This window comes from Rhodococcus sp. NPDC076796, assembly GCF_040702765.1.
Lineage (GTDB): Bacteria > Actinomycetota > Actinomycetes > Mycobacteriales > Mycobacteriaceae > Rhodococcoides.
Map to the genome: position 1 here is coordinate 113,319 of NZ_JBFBMS010000007.1, position 17,024 is coordinate 130,342.

The 17,024-nt window shown below is 64.7% G+C and carries 22 protein-coding genes; 3 read left to right on the plus strand and 19 right to left on the minus strand.

Annotation, left to right across the window (positions count from 1 at the left end; genetic code table 11):
• Window positions 1-41: 41 nt before the first annotated feature.
• Window positions 42-1,379, plus strand: coding sequence for a type VII secretion-associated serine protease mycosin (mycP, locus tag AB0366_RS20530; protein ID WP_366245612.1), 1,338 nt, complete (start codon window positions 42-44; stop codon window positions 1,377-1,379).
• 7 nt (window positions 1,380-1,386) lie between these two features.
• On the opposite strand, the gene eccB is transcribed toward mycP, so the two are convergent.
• Window positions 1,387-2,841 (minus strand): type VII secretion protein EccB, encoded by a 1,455-nt coding sequence (gene eccB / locus AB0366_RS20535; protein WP_366245613.1) that lies wholly within the window; start codon window positions 2,839-2,841, stop codon window positions 1,387-1,389.
• A 135-nt stretch (window positions 2,842-2,976) separates the two neighbouring features.
• On the opposite strand from eccB, the gene eccE reads away from it, so the two are divergent.
• The gene (gene eccE / locus AB0366_RS20540) at window positions 2,977-4,671 is read left to right on the plus strand and encodes a type VII secretion protein EccE (protein ID WP_366245575.1); all 1,695 of its coding nucleotides are present in this window, start codon (window positions 2,977-2,979) and stop codon (window positions 4,669-4,671) included.
• A gap of 7 nt (window positions 4,672-4,678) precedes the next feature.
• Here the strand turns inward: eccE and AB0366_RS20545 are convergent, their stop codons facing one another.
• From AB0366_RS20545 to infA, 9 genes are all read right to left on the minus strand, one after another.
• Window positions 4,679-5,236, minus strand: coding sequence for an NAD(P)H-dependent oxidoreductase (locus AB0366_RS20545; protein ID WP_366245576.1), 558 nt, complete (start codon window positions 5,234-5,236; stop codon window positions 4,679-4,681).
• Window positions 5,237-5,266: 30 nt separating this feature from the next.
• On the minus strand, window positions 5,267-6,130 hold the full coding sequence (gene truA, locus AB0366_RS20550) for a tRNA pseudouridine(38-40) synthase TruA (RefSeq protein WP_366245614.1): 864 nt from the start codon (window positions 6,128-6,130) through the stop codon (window positions 5,267-5,269).
• Between the two features lie 38 nt (window positions 6,131-6,168).
• The gene (rplQ, locus tag AB0366_RS20555) at window positions 6,169-6,756 is read right to left on the minus strand and encodes a 50S ribosomal protein L17 (protein WP_032397527.1); all 588 of its coding nucleotides are present in this window, start codon (window positions 6,754-6,756) and stop codon (window positions 6,169-6,171) included.
• Window positions 6,757-6,790: 34 nt separating this feature from the next.
• Window positions 6,791-7,855, minus strand: a complete 1,065-nt coding sequence (locus AB0366_RS20560; RefSeq protein WP_008718222.1) for a DNA-directed RNA polymerase subunit alpha — start codon at window positions 7,853-7,855, stop codon at window positions 6,791-6,793.
• Window positions 7,856-7,954: 99 nt separating this feature from the next.
• Window positions 7,955-8,560, minus strand: a complete 606-nt coding sequence (gene rpsD, locus AB0366_RS20565) for a 30S ribosomal protein S4 (RefSeq protein WP_032397528.1) — start codon at window positions 8,558-8,560, stop codon at window positions 7,955-7,957.
• A gap of 21 nt (window positions 8,561-8,581) precedes the next feature.
• Window positions 8,582-8,995: a 30S ribosomal protein S11 gene (rpsK, locus tag AB0366_RS20570; RefSeq protein ID WP_027496331.1), complete on the minus strand. Its 414-nt coding sequence runs from the start codon at window positions 8,993-8,995 to the stop codon at window positions 8,582-8,584.
• The gene (gene rpsM / locus AB0366_RS20575) at window positions 8,995-9,369 is read right to left on the minus strand and encodes a 30S ribosomal protein S13 (protein WP_008718227.1); all 375 of its coding nucleotides are present in this window, start codon (window positions 9,367-9,369) and stop codon (window positions 8,995-8,997) included. Before rpsM ends, rpsK begins: the two co-directional genes overlap by 1 nt.
• A 204-nt stretch (window positions 9,370-9,573) precedes the next feature.
• On the minus strand, window positions 9,574-9,687 hold the full coding sequence (gene rpmJ / locus AB0366_RS20580) for a 50S ribosomal protein L36 (RefSeq protein WP_025347279.1): 114 nt from the start codon (window positions 9,685-9,687) through the stop codon (window positions 9,574-9,576).
• Between the two features lie 89 nt (window positions 9,688-9,776).
• Window positions 9,777-9,998 carry a translation initiation factor IF-1 gene (gene infA, locus AB0366_RS20585; RefSeq protein WP_005140011.1) on the minus strand — a complete coding sequence of 74 codons (222 nt, stop codon included), beginning with the start codon at window positions 9,996-9,998 and terminating at the stop codon, window positions 9,777-9,779.
• 313 nt (window positions 9,999-10,311) lie between these two features.
• Between infA and AB0366_RS20590 the strand changes: the two genes are divergently transcribed.
• Entirely contained in the window at window positions 10,312-11,235 is a 924-nt protein-coding gene (locus AB0366_RS20590; RefSeq protein ID WP_366245577.1) for a glycosyltransferase family A protein, read from the plus strand.
• 2 nt (window positions 11,236-11,237) lie between these two features.
• Here AB0366_RS20590 and map read toward each other — a convergent pair whose 3' ends face one another.
• From map to rpsH, 9 genes are all read right to left on the minus strand, one after another.
• Window positions 11,238-12,035, minus strand: coding sequence for a type I methionyl aminopeptidase (map, locus tag AB0366_RS20595; protein ID WP_121870433.1), 798 nt, complete (start codon window positions 12,033-12,035; stop codon window positions 11,238-11,240).
• Window positions 12,035-12,589, minus strand: a complete 555-nt coding sequence (locus tag AB0366_RS20600) for an adenylate kinase (protein WP_094739494.1) — start codon at window positions 12,587-12,589, stop codon at window positions 12,035-12,037. Before AB0366_RS20600 ends, map begins: the two co-directional genes overlap by 1 nt.
• A complete protein-coding gene (gene secY / locus AB0366_RS20605) occupies window positions 12,586-13,908 on the minus strand; it encodes a preprotein translocase subunit SecY (protein WP_366245578.1) in 1,323 nt (440 codons plus the stop codon). Before secY ends, AB0366_RS20600 begins: the two co-directional genes overlap by 4 nt.
• Window positions 13,909-14,223: 315 nt before the next feature.
• Complete coding sequence (gene rplO, locus AB0366_RS20610; protein ID WP_032397532.1) at window positions 14,224-14,667, minus strand: 50S ribosomal protein L15; 444 nt, start codon at window positions 14,665-14,667, stop codon at window positions 14,224-14,226.
• A 2-nt stretch (window positions 14,668-14,669) separates the two neighbouring features.
• Window positions 14,670-14,849, minus strand: a complete 180-nt coding sequence (gene rpmD / locus AB0366_RS20615; protein WP_008718256.1) for a 50S ribosomal protein L30 — start codon at window positions 14,847-14,849, stop codon at window positions 14,670-14,672.
• A complete protein-coding gene (gene rpsE, locus AB0366_RS20620; protein WP_032397534.1) occupies window positions 14,849-15,520 on the minus strand; it encodes a 30S ribosomal protein S5 in 672 nt (223 codons plus the stop codon). The genes rpmD and rpsE overlap by 1 nt, the downstream gene beginning before the upstream one ends.
• A 34-nt stretch (window positions 15,521-15,554) precedes the next feature.
• A complete protein-coding gene (rplR, locus tag AB0366_RS20625) occupies window positions 15,555-15,971 on the minus strand; it encodes a 50S ribosomal protein L18 (RefSeq protein ID WP_032365631.1) in 417 nt (138 codons plus the stop codon).
• 1 nt (window position 15,972) lies between these two features.
• Window positions 15,973-16,512, minus strand: coding sequence for a 50S ribosomal protein L6 (rplF, locus tag AB0366_RS20630; RefSeq protein ID WP_032397535.1), 540 nt, complete (start codon window positions 16,510-16,512; stop codon window positions 15,973-15,975).
• 14 nt (window positions 16,513-16,526) lie between these two features.
• Window positions 16,527-16,925 carry a 30S ribosomal protein S8 gene (gene rpsH, locus AB0366_RS20635; protein ID WP_008718266.1) on the minus strand — a complete coding sequence of 133 codons (399 nt, stop codon included), beginning with the start codon at window positions 16,923-16,925 and terminating at the stop codon, window positions 16,527-16,529.
• Window positions 16,926-17,024: the final 99 nt, after the last annotated feature.

Genomic DNA, 17,024 nt, shown 5'->3' on the forward strand with positions numbered 1-17,024 from the left:
GGCAGCGAACGATCGTCATTGCGGCGTTCACTGCTCTCGCCCTGTCGTTCGACGCGGTCGTCGGCGTGCATCCGGCACGCGCCGAACGTCCGGTGATCGACCCGTTCCAGCTGCCTCCGCCGAGTCCTCCCGGCCCTCTCGAACCCACGGAACAGAAGAACGCCTGCGCCCTTCCGTCCGCGGCCACCGATGTTCAGGACGTGCCGACCGCGCTGAAGGCGCTCGACTTCACGTCGGTCTGGCCCATCACCCGTGGGGCAGGTCAAACGGTTGCCGTCATCGACACCGGGGTCACCGCTCATCCACGCCTACCGGGTCTGATCGCCGGCGGTGACTACGTCAGCGCCGGTGACGGGTTGTTCGACTGCGACGCGCACGGAACGATGGTCGCCGGTCTGATTGCCGCGCAGACCGCACCGGGCAGCGGATTCGCCGGAGGCGCACCCGACGCACGAATTCTGTCGATTCGCCAGTCCAGCAATGTCTTTCAGATCGTCGACAACAGGCCGGAAGAGGAGCAGGCGGGCGAGCCGGAGAACGCCGCCGGCTACGGCAACGTACGCACCATGGCCATGGCCATCCGAACTGCGGTGGACTCGGGTGCCTCGGTCATCAACATCTCCGAGGTCGCCTGCGTGCCCGCGGGAGGTGGTGTGCCCGACGGTCCGCTCGGCGCGGCCGTGCAGTACGCCGTCCGAGAGAAGAATGTCGTCGTCGTTGCAGCAGCCGGTAATCTCGGCAGCGCTGCCTGCCAGGCACAGAACCCGATGACCGACCCGCTTCGGCCCGACGCGGACCCGTGGGCCTCCTTCGCGACCATCGCGACGCCGGCCTGGTTCGACGACGTGTTGACTGTCGGTTCGGTCGAGTCGGACGGTACACCTTCTTCGTTCAGCCTGGCCGGTCCGTGGGTCGACGTCGCAGCACCCGGTTCGAATATGACCTCGCTGTCACCGACGGGCAACGGACTGGCGAACGGCACCCGTGGCACCGATGGCGTGATTCCCATGACCGGGACGAGCTTTGCGGCACCACTGGTGGCTGCGGTGGCGGCGCTGGTGCGCGCCCACCGGCCCGAACTGTCGGCGCTCGAGGTGGTGGACCGGATCGAACGAACAGCGCATGCGCCGGCCGAAGGGTGGAATCCCCTCGTAGGCCACGGCATCGTCGATCCGCTCGCCGCGGTGACCGATTCGGTGACGCCCGCTCCCCTGTCGGTTCCTGCAGACAGTGTTGCGATGAGTGCGCCGTTGCCATCGCCTGCGCCGGATCATCGCCCGCGGACCGCAGCGGTCACCGGATCGGTGCTGGTGGCGGTGATTCTGGCACTCGGGCTCGCGCTGTCGGTACCTCTGCGCCGACGCGGCAGACCCGACTGAGCCGGGCCTACTTCGTGGGAAGTGCCGCGGCCTGCGGGTCGGGAGCAACACCGTCGTGCATCGTCAGGGCCTGTCCGCGCCCCAGAGTGGGTCCACTGCCGAGCAATTGGAGTATCTGCCAGGGTGCGGGTGCAGGCGGTCCGAATCCCAGCGCCGACGCGGCCTCGGCACCGTCGACGCCGTACCGCACTCCGGTGTCGGCCACGAAGAAGACGCTGCCCTGACGCGTGCTCGACGTGGAGATACCGGTACTGCGGACGAACCCGCCGGTACCGGGTGCCAGATAGACCTGGTCGACGGCGTCGCCGCCGCCATCGGCCTGAGCCAGCGCAACAGGTTGTGCACCGGTCTCGAGCGGCAACCCACGACCGGCGGACTCGACCAGTCGAGCCGACGGTCCGCCGTCGGCAACTGCGAGTGGCTCCCACGTCAAGCATCCGACAGGGCGCTCACCGGTATCGACGATCGCGGGAGTGGTCGCCGGGAACGTCGAAACCTCCAGTCCGGATGAGGTTTTGGGAGCATCCGCGAGCAGGTCGGGATTGACGGCTGCGATATCCGGACTGCCCTGTGAATCGGTGAATTTGATGAGCAGTGCCGCAGTTTCGTTGATCGCTTGGATTCCGTCCTCGAGAACCACGTAGTACTGGACGTCGCGACCGGCGACCTGGACGACCGAACCGATCGTCCGGCCGTCGAACGGGAACGCAGGAGCCTCGCCTGCTCGTGGAATGAACGGTGCTGCGACGGGCGGCGATTCGGGCACGGAGTTGAGTAGACCGGTACTGACCGGGGACGGTGTCGCGTCCTCGAGTCCGAGTGCGCGGACCACCGCCCTGTTGTTCAGGTCGACCGGTGATTTGGTGCCGTCGTGCACGAGATACGCAGTGCCGTTGGATGTCCAGAGGAACGCCTCGGAATCGGCAAGCGCGGCGGTGCTGTCACCGTAGCGAGGATCGCCCACCAGCACCGTCGTCGAGGTCACTCCGGCGATCGGGTCGACGGTGTCGCATACGGTCCACGATTGCGCGCTGCCGTCACCGTCGTGCGGCAGCGCAGACGGAGCACCGGGAATACCCACCAGCGCGCCGCGGGGTCGTGACGACAATTCGGATTCCTTGACCGTCAACGGGTTGTCGGGTTTGCCGACGATCAATCGAGCCGACGCGAGATTGAGCACCGGATGAAACACGTCGTCCACTTTCACGAACATCGCGGCCGAGTCCTTGCCGACCACGATCGACGCGTCGCCGATCTTGTCCTGTGGCCGAAACAGTGCCAGGGCAGCGCATCCCGCCAAGCCTATGCAGGCGATGACGACACCCACCAGCAGTGCCCGCGACTGCGACTTCATCGGATCGTGCAACATCCGAACATCGCGCCTGATCAGCGCATGTTCCATTCTGCGGACGAGAAAGCGGTAGCCGCCAACCTGCCACTTCGTTGTCGGCGTCGACGCCACGATTCCTCCCCAGGATTGTGCAGACGACCCGATCCCCGTTCGGGTCACGCGACACAGTACAGTTCGTCCGCACACCTCGGCGACCGCGTTGGCGGTCATCGATGGGGCACTGCGACCTTCGGGGGGAGGGTTTCGATGACGCGTACCGGTTGGGCAGGGCGGGGGCGAGCCGCCGTTCCTTTCGTCGCACCAACGGTTCGGCGGGTGATCGTGGCCGAGACCGCAGCCGTGGCCACCGGTCTGGCTCTGTTGGCGGCGCAGGTGCGGCCCGGGTGGGTGCTGCTCGCCGCTGCGGCAGTAGCGCTCGTTCCGTTCGTGGCCGTTCGGCGCAGACCGGTCGTCGACTGGGTCCGGGCCATCTGGCGGTTTCTCGCCGATCGTGTCCCCGATGTCGGCGTGACCACCGAACACACCGACACCTCGGACGGCCCGGTCGGGGTCCACTGGCAGCGCGACACCGTCACCTGCACCATCGAAATCGCCGCGCCCGAGCACGCCACCACGGTCCTCGGCAGGGCGAGCGCCGAGACGCAGCACGCACTTCCTGTCGACGCGTTGGCGTCATGTCTTCGACAGCACGACATCGAGGTTTGCTCGATCGACGTCGTCGCACTCGGTTTCCGAACCTCGGCAGGTTCGGTCGCCACCGAGGTGTACGAGGGACTCATCGGTCCGCTACCGGCCGTAGCGGTGCGAACCGTCTGGGTGGCAGTCACTCTCGACCTGCGCGCGAATGCTCGGGCGATCGAGGCCAGAGGCGGAGGCAGGGCCGGCGGCGCCCGCACCGCTGTTGTCGCGACCACGAGGGTCCTTCGCGCTCTACACGCCCACGGTCTGTCCTCGCGACTGTTGACGGGTTCCGAACTCCGGTCGGCCGTGTTGCACCTCTGCCGGGGGGTCGGTACCGACGATCTGACCCAGACATGGTCGACAGCGCCCCTGCCGGGTGCGTCGAGCACTGTGTTCGGAATCGATTGCAGCGCAATCACTGCCGAGGACATCGCAACCCTGTGGGCAACACCGTCCCTCGGAACGACGATGTCGCTCCACCTGCAGCCGACCCGCGACACCGGCACGGTGCGCGTGGGTGGCTCGTGCAGATTCGCCGCCCGTACACCGATCACCAAGCCTCGTGTACGCGCGTTGACCTCGATGAGCGGAAGTCAACGCGACGGCATCCTCGCACAGCTTCCACTCGCCGTACCCGTACCGAAATCGTTGTCTCCCAGCCGAATTCTCGATGTCTCGACAGTGAACGAGTTGATGCTCCCGGTGAGCGGCTGCGGCCAGCTGCTGGGATCCGACGCCCACGGACACGGCGTCGCGGTGCGGTTGTTCGGACCGGGACTGACACGAGTTCGAGTCGTGGGAGAGCTCTACCTCGCTCAGCAACTGCTCTTCCGAGCCATCGCCACCGGTGCCAGAGTCCTCGTCCGCACCGACCGCCCCCACGCCTGGCGCGCGCTTCTCGACGCCATCGGCGCTCCCGATCGACTACTGGTCGACGGCACCACGTCCCGATCCCGCCCGTCGTACGACGTGATCCTGATCGACTTCGCCGACGGTTCGGCACCGCCTGCGCAACAGGGACTTTCAGGCGTCACGGTGATCTCGTTGTCCGAGCATGTGCCGCGGACCGGCCGCACCGATCAGGAGCTGAGTATGCCGCGATCGGAGCCGGATCTGACGATCGTGCAGCCCCATGCGTCGGGTGATCGAATTCGAGTCCGGTCCGGTCCGCTCGACGTCGAATTGACGCTGGTCACGATTCCGCAGGAAACAGAATTCATCGGCCGGCCACGGAGTCTGCGCCCCGCAGTACGTGCATGACCGATTCTCAGCCGGGGTAGTCGGCCCGCCCACGTGCGCCGGCCACTGCGTCGGCCCACCACTCCAGCTGATCGAGAAGACGCCCGAGAGCGTCGACGGCGGCTGCGTCGTCGATGCGTCCCGACTCGTCGAACCGCTTGCGCACCCGATGCAGCGACACGGCGTCTCGGACGGAGACCATGTGCAGTTCGGCGGTGATCTGCCGTAATTGTTCGGTGGCTCGAATTCCCCCGCCGAGCCCGCCGTACGAGACAAATCCCACTGGCTTGCCACGCCACTCGTATTTCACCGTGTCGAGAGCAGTCTTCAACGCACCGGGCACGCCGTGGTTGTACTCGGGGGTGACGAACACGAAGGCGTCGGCACCGCCGACGGTCCGGGTGAAGCGTTCGGAGGCCTCACACGGAACGAGGGAATTCGGTAACTCGAAGTCGGCCAAATCGACGTCGACCACCTCGACGGCGGTGCGTTCGGCGGCGACACCTCGAACCCAGGCGGCGACGGTCGGACCCACTCGACCGGCGCGCACACTACCGACGACGATCGCGAGCTGTATCGGCTGCATCGCTCCGACAGTAGACCCGGTGGCGCTCGGTCAGCCCTCTCCCCCACAGCAACCGTTGCCGGCGATCGCCGACCGCACTTCTCGGGTGGCCGCGTTCCGGGCGGCCAGCTCGTTGGCCGGTGGATAGTCGACTCGAACCAAGGACAAGCCGTGCGCCGGAGCCACCGCCACCTCGCTCGCCCTCTCGCGGCGAGTCAACAGCGACCGCGCCCAGTCGGGAGTTCGGCGGCCTTCCCCCACAGCCTGCATAGCACCGACGAGACTGCGGACCATCGACCAGCAGAATGCGTCGGCGCTGACGTACGCGGTGAGGCGATCGCCGTCGCGCTCCCAGTCGAACCGCTGCAGTTCCCGAACGGTGGTAGCACCGTCACGTCGCTTGCAGAACGCGGCGAAGTCGTGCAGACCGATCAATCCCGCGGATGCCTCGCGCACCGCGCCCAGATCGACGAGCCTCGGCCAGGAGACGACACCGGCGACGTCGAGGGGGTCGACGCCGTAGAGCGCCGTGCCGAATCGGTACTCGTAGTGCCTGCGGTACGCCGAGAACCTGGCGTCGAAATCGCGGGAGACGGTGCTGATGGCCCGCACTCGAACATCGGTGGGCAGAAACCGGGCCATTCGCCGGACCAGTCTGTCGTGATCGTCCGGAACGTCGACGGCATCGAAGTGCGCCACCTGTCCCGTTGCGTGGACTCCCGCGTCGGTTCGCCCCGCCACGGTCAGCTCTATCGGTTGCCGCAGCACCGTGGAGAAAGCTTCTTCGAGCACTCCGCAGACGGTGCGGATACCCGGTTGGCGCGCCCATCCGGAGAAGTTCGTGCCGTCGTAGGAGATGTCGAGCCGATATCTGGTGGGTACCGAAAAAGCGGGCCCGCCTTCCCCTGAGGGAATGGCGGGCCCGCTTCGATCGTGCTCGGAGCTCAAAAGGACTAGTCCTTCTTTGCTTCCTCGGCCTCGGGGGCGTCCGACGCGTGTGCGTCGTTGTCCTCGATGCCGTCGATGACTGCGTCGGCGTTGGCCACCTCGGCGTCGGTCGCGTCGGCTTCGACAGCCTCGACGACGTTCTCGTCGGTCGCGTCCTCGGCCGGAGCCTCGGTTGCGGCGGGAGCAGCCTGCGAAGCCTTCACGCGGCGTGCGCGATCGGCTTCGTTGGACACCGTCTGCTCGTTGACGAGCTCGATGATGGCCATCGGCGAGTTGTCACCCTTGCGGGGGACGGTCTTGATGATGCGCGTGTAGCCACCGTCGCGATCGGCGAAGAAAGGCCCGATCTCGGCGAACAGCTTGTGCACGACATCTTTGTTGTTGATCGTCTTGAGAACCTCACGACGATGCGCCAGATCACCCTTTTTGGCATGGGTGACGAGCTTCTCGGCGTGGGGACGAAGGCGCTTGGCCTTCGACTCGGTGGTGGTGATGCGGCCGTGCTCGAAGAGTGACGTCGCCAGGTTGGCCAGGATGGCCTTCTGGTGCGACGCCGACCCGCCGAGACGGCGGCCCTTGGTGGGCTTGGGCATGATGAATCTCCTAGTAAGAGCTCCAGCGAGCTGATTACAGCTGTTCTGTCTCGGCGTAGTCCTGCTCGGCACCTTCGGTGTCGCTGAAGGAGCCGGCGTCGGTGTCACTCCACGTGCCCGTGGTGGCGTCGTAGCCAGGCACGGTGCTCGGATCGAACGACGCGGGGCTGTCCTTGAGGGAGAGGCCCAGCGAATGCAGCTTGACCTTCACCTCGTCGATGGACTTCTGCCCGAAGTTACGGATGTCGAGCAGATCGGACTCGGTACGACCAACCAACTCGCCGACGGTGTGAACACCCTCGCGCTTGAGGCAGTTGTAGGACCGGACGGTGAGGTCCAGATCCTCGATGGGGAGTCCGAAGGAAGCAATGTGATCGGCCTCGGCGGGCGAGGGTCCGATCTCGATGCCTTCTGCTTCGACGTTCAGCTCACGGGCGAGGCCGAAGAGCTCAACCAGGGTCTTGCCCGCCGAAGCGAGCGCGTCCCGCGCGGTGATGGAATTCTTGGTCTCCACGTCGAGAACGAGCCGATCGAAGTCGGTGCGCTGTTCGACGCGGGTGGCCTCCACCTTGTAAGTGACCTTGAGCACGGGTGAGTAGATCGAGTCGACCGGAATACGGCCGATCTCGGCACCCGATGCCTTGTTCTGAACGGCGGGGACGTAGCCGCGACCGCGCTCGACGACGAGCTCGATCTCCAACTTGCCCTTGTCGTTCAGGGTCGCGATGTGCAGATCCGGGTTGTTCACCGTGACGCCGGCCGGAGGCACGATGTCGCCTGCGGTCACAGCGCCGGGGCCCTGCTTGCGGACGTACATGGTGACCGGTTCGTCTTCTTCGGAGCTCACCACGAGGCCCTTGAGGTTCAGGATGATGTCGGTGACGTCTTCCTTGACTCCGGGGACGGTGGTGAATTCGTGGAGGACGCCGTCGATACGGATGCTGGTGACAGCAGCGCCGGGGATCGACGACAGCAGGGTGCGGCGGAGCGAGTTGCCGAGTGTGTAGCCGAAGCCGGGCTCGAGCGGCTCGATGACGAATTTCGAGCGGTTGTCGGCGATGACCTCTTCGGTCAGCGTCGGGCGCTGTGAAATGAGCATTGTGTGTTCCTCCTGTACGGGCGTCCGCTATTTGACGCCCACGTGTGGAGGCGAAGACGCATGTGAGCCTCGCGGGGAGACTCACATGCGTGCCGCGCCTTACTTCGAGTAGTACTCGACGATGAGCTGCTCCTGGAGCGGCACATCGATCTGTGCGCGCTCCGGCAACCTGTGAACCAGGATGCGAAGACGGTTGGGAACGACCTGCAGCCACGGGGCGACGGGACGGTCGCCGTAGCTTTCGCGGGCGATCTGGATCGGCAGCGTCTGTGCCGACTTCTCACGGACGTCGATGATGTCGTACTGCGAGACGCGGTAGCTGGGGATGTCGACGCGCTTGTTGTTCACCAGGAAGTGACCGTGCGTGACCAGCTGACGGGCCTGACGACGCGTACGTGCCAATCCGGCGCGGTAGACGACGTTGTCGAGACGACTCTCGAGGATGGTCAGCAGGTTCTCGCCGGTCTTGCCGACCGTCCTGTTGGCTTCCTTGTAGTACAGACGGAACTGCTTCTCCATGACGCCGTAGGTGAAGCGAGCCTTCTGCTTCTCCTGCAGCTGGAGCAGGTACTCGCTCTCCTTGATCCGCGCGCGGCCGTGCTGGCCGGGCGGGTAGGGACGACGCTCGAACGCCTGGTCGCCTCCGACGAGGTCGACGCGCAGACGACGCGACTTGCGGGTGATAGGACCGGTATAACGTGCCATTTTCTAAACCTTTCCTTCCCGCTAGACCCGACGCCGCTTGGGCGGACGGCAGCCGTTGTGCGGCTGAGGGGTGACATCGGAGATGGTGCCGACCTCGAGGCCAGCGGCCTGAAGCGAGCGGATCGCGGTCTCACGGCCGGAGCCGGGACCCTTGACGAAGACGTCGACCTTCTTGACGCCGTGCTCCTGTGCCTTGCGCGCAGCGTTCTCGGCTGCGAGCTGTGCGGCGAACGGAGTCGACTTGCGCGAGCCCTTGAAGCCCACGTGTCCCGAGGACGCCCACGAGATGACGTTTCCGGCGGGGTCGGTGATCGACACGATCGTGTTGTTGAACGTGCTCTTGATGTGCGCAGATCCGTGCGGGACGTTCTTCTTGTCCCTGCGACGCGTCTTCTGCGCCTTCTTCGGACCGGTACCGCGTGCTTTGGGGGGCATTACTTCGCCTTCTTCTTGCCGGCAATGGTGCGCTTGGGTCCCTTACGGGTACGCGCATTGGTCTTGGTGCGCTGTCCACGGACGGGCAGACCACGACGGTGGCGAAGACCCTGGTAGCAGCCGATTTCGATCTTGCGACGGATGTCGGCCTGAACCTCGCGGCGCAGGTCGCCCTCGACCTTGAGGGACTCGTTGATGTAATCGCTGAGCTTGCGCAGATCGTCGTCGCCGAGATCCTTGCTTCGCAGGTCGGGGCTGACGCCCGTCGCTGTGAGAATCTCCTTGGAGCGGGTACGGCCGACGCCGTAGATGTAAGTCAGTGCGATCTCCATGCGCTTTTCGCGCGGCAGATCCACACCTGCGAGACGTGCCATGTGGCATTTCCTTTTCTTGTCCGGAGGTCTGCTCCCAGTCCGTCCCCTGTGTCCTTCTCACCGCTGGGGTGTGAAGCGTCTTTCAACAAACTCAGTGGGGCCCCGGCCTCCGTGCCGGGGGTATGCCGTGACGCGTGTGTCACGGTTGGTGCTGGGAGGTCATCTTCTAGCTGTTGCCAAGCCGACGTGCGAAATGCTCGGTGGTTATCCCTGACGCTGCTTGTGACGCAGGTTGTCGCAGATCACCATGACGCGTCCGTTACGACGAATCACCTTGCACTTTTCGCAGATCTTCTTGACGCTCGGCTGAACCTTCACGTCGTTGATCTCCTGTGTGTAGCTCGGCCCCGCTGCATGCAGTGGACCCGAGCATGGTTCTCCCCGACCGGACGTGGCCGGGGAAGCTCTTACTTGTAGCGGTAAACGATGCGTCCACGCGTGAGGTCGTAGGGCGAAAGCTCTACCACGACGCGATCCTCGGGAAGGATGCGGATGTAGTGCTGACGCATCTTTCCGCTGATGTGAGCGAGTACCTTGTGGCCGTTTTCGAGCTCAATGCGAAACATCGCATTGGGCAGCGGTTCGACAACTCGGCCCTCTACCTCGATAGCACCGTCTTTCTTGGCCATATCCTCCGCGATCCTGGCTCTCACACCTGGTTGATTGCATCTGTTTCCGTTACCGTGATGCCCACTGACCAACCCGAGTCAACGGGCCGATGTGTCGCCGGAACGGTTCGCAGGCCACCAGGGCACGCGAACATCCGGTACGCAGGGCGCACCGTCGATCTATGTTACCGGGTAATGCACGTCTGGCCAAATGCGTCCCGCGTCCATGCTCCAGGTCAACGGTTGCCCCAGTTCGATTTCCTGAGCTAACGTTCTGCTGGGCTGCATCACAGCCGCACTTCAGGCCGTCCCGCCTGCGCTCGCAGCGGCGGCCATGTCCGCGACGACGACCACAAGGCCCCCCCTGAGCTCAGACACGCGCACCGGCAACCCGGTCGTATCCGTCATCATTCCGGTTCACAACTCCAAGGATGTTCTCGACGACCAACTACGAGCTCTCGCTCGACAGGACTACGAGCATCCCTTCACGGTGATCGTCAGCGACAACGGCTCGACCGACGGCCTGCGCGAACACATCGACAACCATTGCCTCCGTGGAGCCCTGGACCTGAAGTACGTCGATGCTGCGGGACAACCGGGCGCATCGTTCGCACGGAACAGGGGTGCAGACGCCGCCCGCAGCGAACTGCTCGCCTTCTGCGACGCGGACGACGCGGTGCACCCGAGCTGGCTCCGGCGCATCGTTGCCGGCCTCGACGAGTACGACCTGGTGGGCACCGGCCTGGAGACGGAGACCCTGAACTCCGCTGCCACGCGAGCATCGACACCGTTCGCGCCGCCGTCGGATCAGGGCAAGTCGACATTCCTACCGTTCGCCATCGGTGCCAGCATGGCGTGCCGCAGATCGACCTACCGTCAGCTCGGCGGCATGCTCGAGTACGTACACGCCAGCGAGGACATGGAGTTCTCGTGGCGCGCACAGCACGCGGGATATCGATTGCACTTCATCGCCGAACCGCTGGTCTCGTACCGACTGCGCACCGGCCATCGAGAGAACTGGAAGCAGGCAGGCGCTCTGGGGTACGGATCGGCTCACGTGCGCGGCCTCTACCGAGTACACGGCTGCCCGCCCTTCCGGGCACGCTCGATCTCGGTCGCTCTGCTGATGCTCGGCATACGAAACCCGCTGCTTCCCACTGCGGTGACCAAGATGCCAACTCGACTCTGGCTACGTCTGGTGGCTGCGCACCTCGGACTGGTCCGCGGAGGTCGGCGATACGGGTCGTTGGCCTGGTGACCCTAGCTGGGTCGTAGCGTCAGGATCCGCGGCCCGTCCTCGGTGACCGCAACGGTGTGTTCCCAATGCGCCGACCGGGATCCGTCGGTGGTCACGACCGTCCACCCGTCGTCGAGGATGTCGGTGTCGTACGTACCGAGGGTCAGCATGGGCTCGATCGCGAGAGTGGATCCGACAACCAACTCCGGTCCCTTACCCGGCGCACCCTCGTTCGCGAGGAACGGGTCCATGTGCATCTCACGGCCGATGCCATGACCGCCGTACCCGTCGACGATTCCGTACTTGCGGCCGTGAGCCTGCTCGGCTGCGTGAGTTCCGGATTCGATGGCGTGCGAGACGTCGGTGAGCCGGTTGCCGGGAAGCATCGCGGCGATGCCGGCTTCCATCGACAGCCTCGTCGCCTCGCTCAGCATCGCATCGGCCTCGATGATGTCGCCGACGCCGAATGTCCAAGCAGAGTCTCCGTGCCAACCGTCGAGAACTGCCCCACAGTCGATGGACACCAGATCGCCTGCGACAAGGAGTTCGTCTGCCGACGGAATGCCGTGCACCACACGGTCGTTCACCGACGAACAGATACTGCCGGTGAAGCCGTGGTAACCGAGGAACGACGGCACCGCACCGGCATCACGAATGACCGCCTCGGCCACTCGGTCGAGCTCGAGAGTCGAGACACCGGGCACCGCAGCGTTGCGGACGGCCACCAGAGCAGCGCCGACGACCGCGCCGGCCGCAGCCATGGCGTCGAGTTCGCCGGCACTGCGGAACGGCACGACCTTGCGTTTACGGCCGAACGCCATTACTTGCCGTGGTCCTCGATGGACTTCAGCGCGCGAGCGTTGACCTCGTCCACCTCACCGATCGCGTCGACCGTGACGAGTTGACCCTCGTAGTAGTCGAGCAGCGGCGCGGTCTCGTCCCGGTACACCTTGAGTCGGTTCCGGATGACGTCTTCCTTGTCGTCCTCGCGTCCACGCGAGAGCATCCGTTCGACGACGACATCCTCGTCGACGACGAAGGAGAGGACGGCGTCGAGCTTCGCGTTCAGATCCGCCAGGATGCCGACCAGTGCCTCGGCCTGACCCACCGAACGTGGGAAGCCGTCGAGCAGGAAGCCGTTGACGGCATCGGGCTCGGAGAGGCGACTGCGGACCATGTCGATCGTCAGCTCACTGGGAACCAGGTCGCCTGCATCGAGGTACTTCTTCGCTTCGAGTCCGAGCGCCGTCTTCTCACCGATGTTCGCCCGAAACAGGTCGCCGGTCGAGATGTGCGGAACACCCAGCTTCTCGGACAGGAGGACGGCCTGGGTGCCTTTGCCGGCACCGGGGGGACCGAGCAGAACAAGTCTCACTTGAGGAACCCTTCGTAGTTTCGCTGCATCAGCTGGCTTTCGATTTGCTTCACGGTGTCCAGACCCACGCTGACCATGATCAGCACGGCGGTGCCACCGAAGGGGAGGTTCTGTCCTCCACCCGAACTTCCGATGTCGAGGAACAGGTTCGGGAGCACGGCAATGGTGCCCAGGTACACCGAGCCCGGCAACGTGATGCGACTGAGGACGTAGTTCAGATAGTCGGCGGTCGGCTTGCCCGGACGGATGCCCGGGATGAACCCGCCGAACTTCTTCATTTCGTCGGCGCGCTCTTCGGGGTTGAACGTGATCGCCACGTAGAAGTACGTGAAGAAGACGATCAGACCGAAGAAGATCGCGATGTACACCGGGTTCGCAGGGTTCACCAGGTACTCGTTGATGATGCGCTGCCACCAACTCGGATCGACCGCGGTGCTCGCCGAGGTGAGCTGGGCGATGAGGTTGGGCAGGTACAGCAGCGAGGACGCGAAGATCACCGGGATGACGCCGGCCTGGTTGACCTTGAGCGGAAGGTACGTGGACGAGCCGCCGTACATCTTTCGACCGACCATGCGCTTGGCGTACTGGACGGGAATTCGGCGCTGACCCTGCTCGACGAAGACCACGCCGGTGATGATCAGGAACGCTGCGAAGCAGACGAACCCGAACACCAGCCCACCGCGGCTCTCGAGGATCGAGTTGCCCTCGGACGGAATGCGCGAGGCGATTCCCGCGAAGATGAGCAGCGACATGCCGTTGCCGACGCCGCGCTCGGTGATGACCTCACCGAACCACATGACGACGGCTGCGCCGGCGGTCATGACGAGCACGATGATGACGAGACCGAAGATGCTCTGGTCGGCGATGATGTCCTGCTGGCATCCCTGAAGCAGTTGGCCGCGCGAGGCGAGGGCCACCAGGCCGGTCGCCTGCAGGATGGCCAAGGCGATCGACAGATAACGCGTGTACTGCGTCATCTTGGCCTGCCCCGACTGTCCCTCCTTACGGAGTTCCTCGAACTTCGGGATGACGACGGTGAGCAGCTGCACGATAATGCTGGCGGTGATGTACGGCATGATGCCGATCGCGAACACCGAGAGCTGAAGGAGCGCTCCACCGGAGAACAGGTTGATCAACGAGTAGATGCCGGCCGAGTCTCCACCGGAGACCTGGTCGATGCATGCTCGGACATTGGCGTAGTCGACACCCGGCGACGGCAGCGTGGCACCGAAGCGATACAGGGCCACCAGACCGAGCGTGAAGAGGATCTTCCGTCTCAGGTCAGGAGTCCTGAGGGCCGACACGAAGGCGGAAAGCAAAGATCCTCCTGGCACGACTGCGTTGACGCTGCGAGTGCTTAGTCGGGAGCGCAACCGGCGCTCCCGTGAGCCTCACGAGCATGGACTGCAGGCGACATGCGTCGCCCGCATCGAAACGAACTTCTGTGAACTCTAGAACTCTAACAGTGCGTATCGAACCGCCCGACGGTCAGTGTTGGACCCTGTCCGTTCGGTCGACCACGGCACGTGGTGCCGAGGCAACGATGGCCGCAGCTCAGCTGCGAGAGCTGTGGCTGCGGCCATCGTCACGAACTGCTGGTCGATGCGCTGCTACTCAGCACATCGAACCGATGCTCATACCTCGGTTGCAGAACCGCCGGCAGCGGCGATCTTTTCCTTGGCGGAGCCCGTGAACTTGTTGGCCGAGATCTCGACCTTCACGGTCAGGTTTCCGTCGCCGAGAACCTTGACGGGCTCGTTCTTGCGAACAGCGCCCTTGGCGATGAGCTCGGGGATACCGATCTGACCGCCCTCGGGGAACAGACGCTCGATGTCGCGCAGGTTCACGACCTGGAACACGACACGGTTGCGGTTGGTGAAGCCCTTGAGCTTCGGGAGCCGCATGTGGAGGGGCATCTGGCCACCCTCGAAGCGTGCCGGCACGTTCTTGCGTGCGCCGGTTCCCTTGGTACCGCGACCTGCGGTCTTGCCACGCTTGCCACCTTCACCACGGCCGACGCGAATCTTCGTCGACTTGGATCCGGCTGCGGGGCGCAGGTGATGCAGTTTGATGGTCATGGTTAGACCTCCTCAACAGTTACGAGGTGGCGCACCGTGTTGACCAGTCCGCGGTTCTGCGGGTTGTCCTCGCGGACGACCGTCTGGCGGATGCCCTTGAGCCCGAGAGTACGCAGGCTGTCACGCTGGTTCGCCTTCTGGCCGATGGTGCTCTTGATCTGGGTGACCTTCAGCTGAGCCATTACTTCACCGCTCCTGCCTGTGCGCGTGCGCGCAGCATTCCGGCGGGTGCAACCTCTTCGAGGGTCAGGCCGCGGCGAGCCGCAACTTCCTCGGGACGCTGCAGACCCTTGAGGGCTGCGACGGTCGCGTGCACGACGTTGATGGCGTTGTCGCTACCGAGCGACTTCGACAGCACGTCGTGGACACCGGCGCACTCCAGCACGGCGCGCACAGCGCCACCGGCGATGACGCCGGTACCGGCGCTGGCCGGACGCAACATGACGACGCCTGCTGCGGCTTCGCCCTGGATGGGGTGCGTGATGGTGCCGGCGATCATCGGGACGCGGAAGAAGCTCTTGCGAGCCTCCTCGACACCCTTCTGGATGGCCGCGGGAACTTCCTTGGCCTTGCCGTAGCCGACGCCGACCAGTCCGTTGCCGTCACCGACGATGACGAGGGCGGTGAAGCTGAAGCGTCGACCACCCTTGACCACCTTGGAGACGCGGTTGATCGTGACGACCTTCTCGATGAAGTTCGACTTGTCCGCAGCGTTGCCGCCACGGCCGTTGTCACGACGGTCACGACCGCCACCGCGGTTGTCGCCGCGCTGGTTGTTGTCGCCACCTGCGTTGGGGCCACTGTTCTGTCCGGCGGGGCCGCTTCCGCCGTCACGCCGTTGACGTCCCGGCATCAGGCTGTCCTTCCGTTGTCAGTCATTGTCATCATCAGAACGTCAACCCGCCTTCACGGGCTGCGTCTGCGAGTGCCGCGATGCGGCCGCTGTAGTTGTTGCCGCCGCGGTCGAACACGACTGCCTCGACGCCGGCTGCCTTCGCGCGGCTGGCGATGAGCTCGCCGACCTTCGCGCTGACGGCCTTCTTGTCGCCCTCGAGGGCGCGCACATCGGCTTCGATGCTCGACGCGCTGGCCAGCGTGTGGCCGGCGAGATCGTCGATCAACTGCACGTGGATGTGACGCGAGGACCGGTTGACGACCAAGCGGGGACGCTCGGGCGTGCCGGAGATCTTCTTGCGAAGGCGGAAGTGACGACGTGCCTTCGACAGGCGACGCTTCGTCGAGACGTCGGTGCCACGCGGAGTGCGCTTGACGACGTTCGCCTTGTCTGCTGTTTGCTGGCTCATATCACTTACCCGTCTTTCCGACCTTGCGGCGGATCACTTCACCCTCGTAGCGGATGCCCTTGCCCTTGTACGGGTCCGGACGCCGCAGACGACGAATGTTGGCAGAGATCTGACCGACCTTCTGCTTGTCGATGCCGACAACGGTGAATCGCGTGGGCGACTCGACCGTGAACGTGATGCCCTCGGGTGCTTCGATCAGCACGGGATGGCTGTAACCGAGTGCGAACTCGAGGTCCTTGCCCTTGAGTACGACGCGGTAACCGACGCCGTGAATCTCCATCTTGTTGGTGTAACCGTTGGTGACACCGGTGATGAGGTTCGCGACGAGAGTGCGCGAGAGTCCGTGCAGTGCACGGCTCTTACGCTCGTCATCGGGCCGGGTGACGGCGATGGTGCCGTCATCGGCGCGAGCGATCTGGATGGGCTCGGCGACCGTCAGGCTCAGGGCACCCTTGGGGCCCTTGACCGCAACGTTCTGGCCGTCGATGGTGATATCGACTCCAGCGGGGACCGGTACCGGCAATTTTCCAATACGTGACATGGTGGTGGCCTCCCCTACCAGACGTAGGCGAGGACTTCTCCGCCCACACCCTGCTTGGCCGCCTGACGCTCCGTGAGCAGACCTGTGGACGTGGAGATGATCGCCACGCCCAGGCCGCCGAGAACCTTGGGCAGATTGGTGGATTTTGCGTATACCCGGAGACCGGGCTTGGAGACGCGTCGCACGCCGGCGAGGCTGCGCTCACGGCTCGGGCCGTACTTCAGATCGACGATGAGGGTCTTGCCCACCTCGGCGTCTTCCGTGCGGTAATCGGAGATGTAGCCCTCGCGCTTGAGGATCTCGGCGATGTTCGCCTTGAGCTTCGAGTGGGGAAGCTTCACCTCGTCGTGGTACGCCGAATTGGCGTTGCGCAGACGGGTCAAGAAGTCTGCAATTGGATCGGTCATCGTCATGGTGTGACCTGTGCACCTTTCTCGCAGCGGTTCCCATGCAGCACGCGCGAGCTGGTGCCCCTGGATTCTCGAAAACCCGGCGGGCCTGGCTCGTCACAT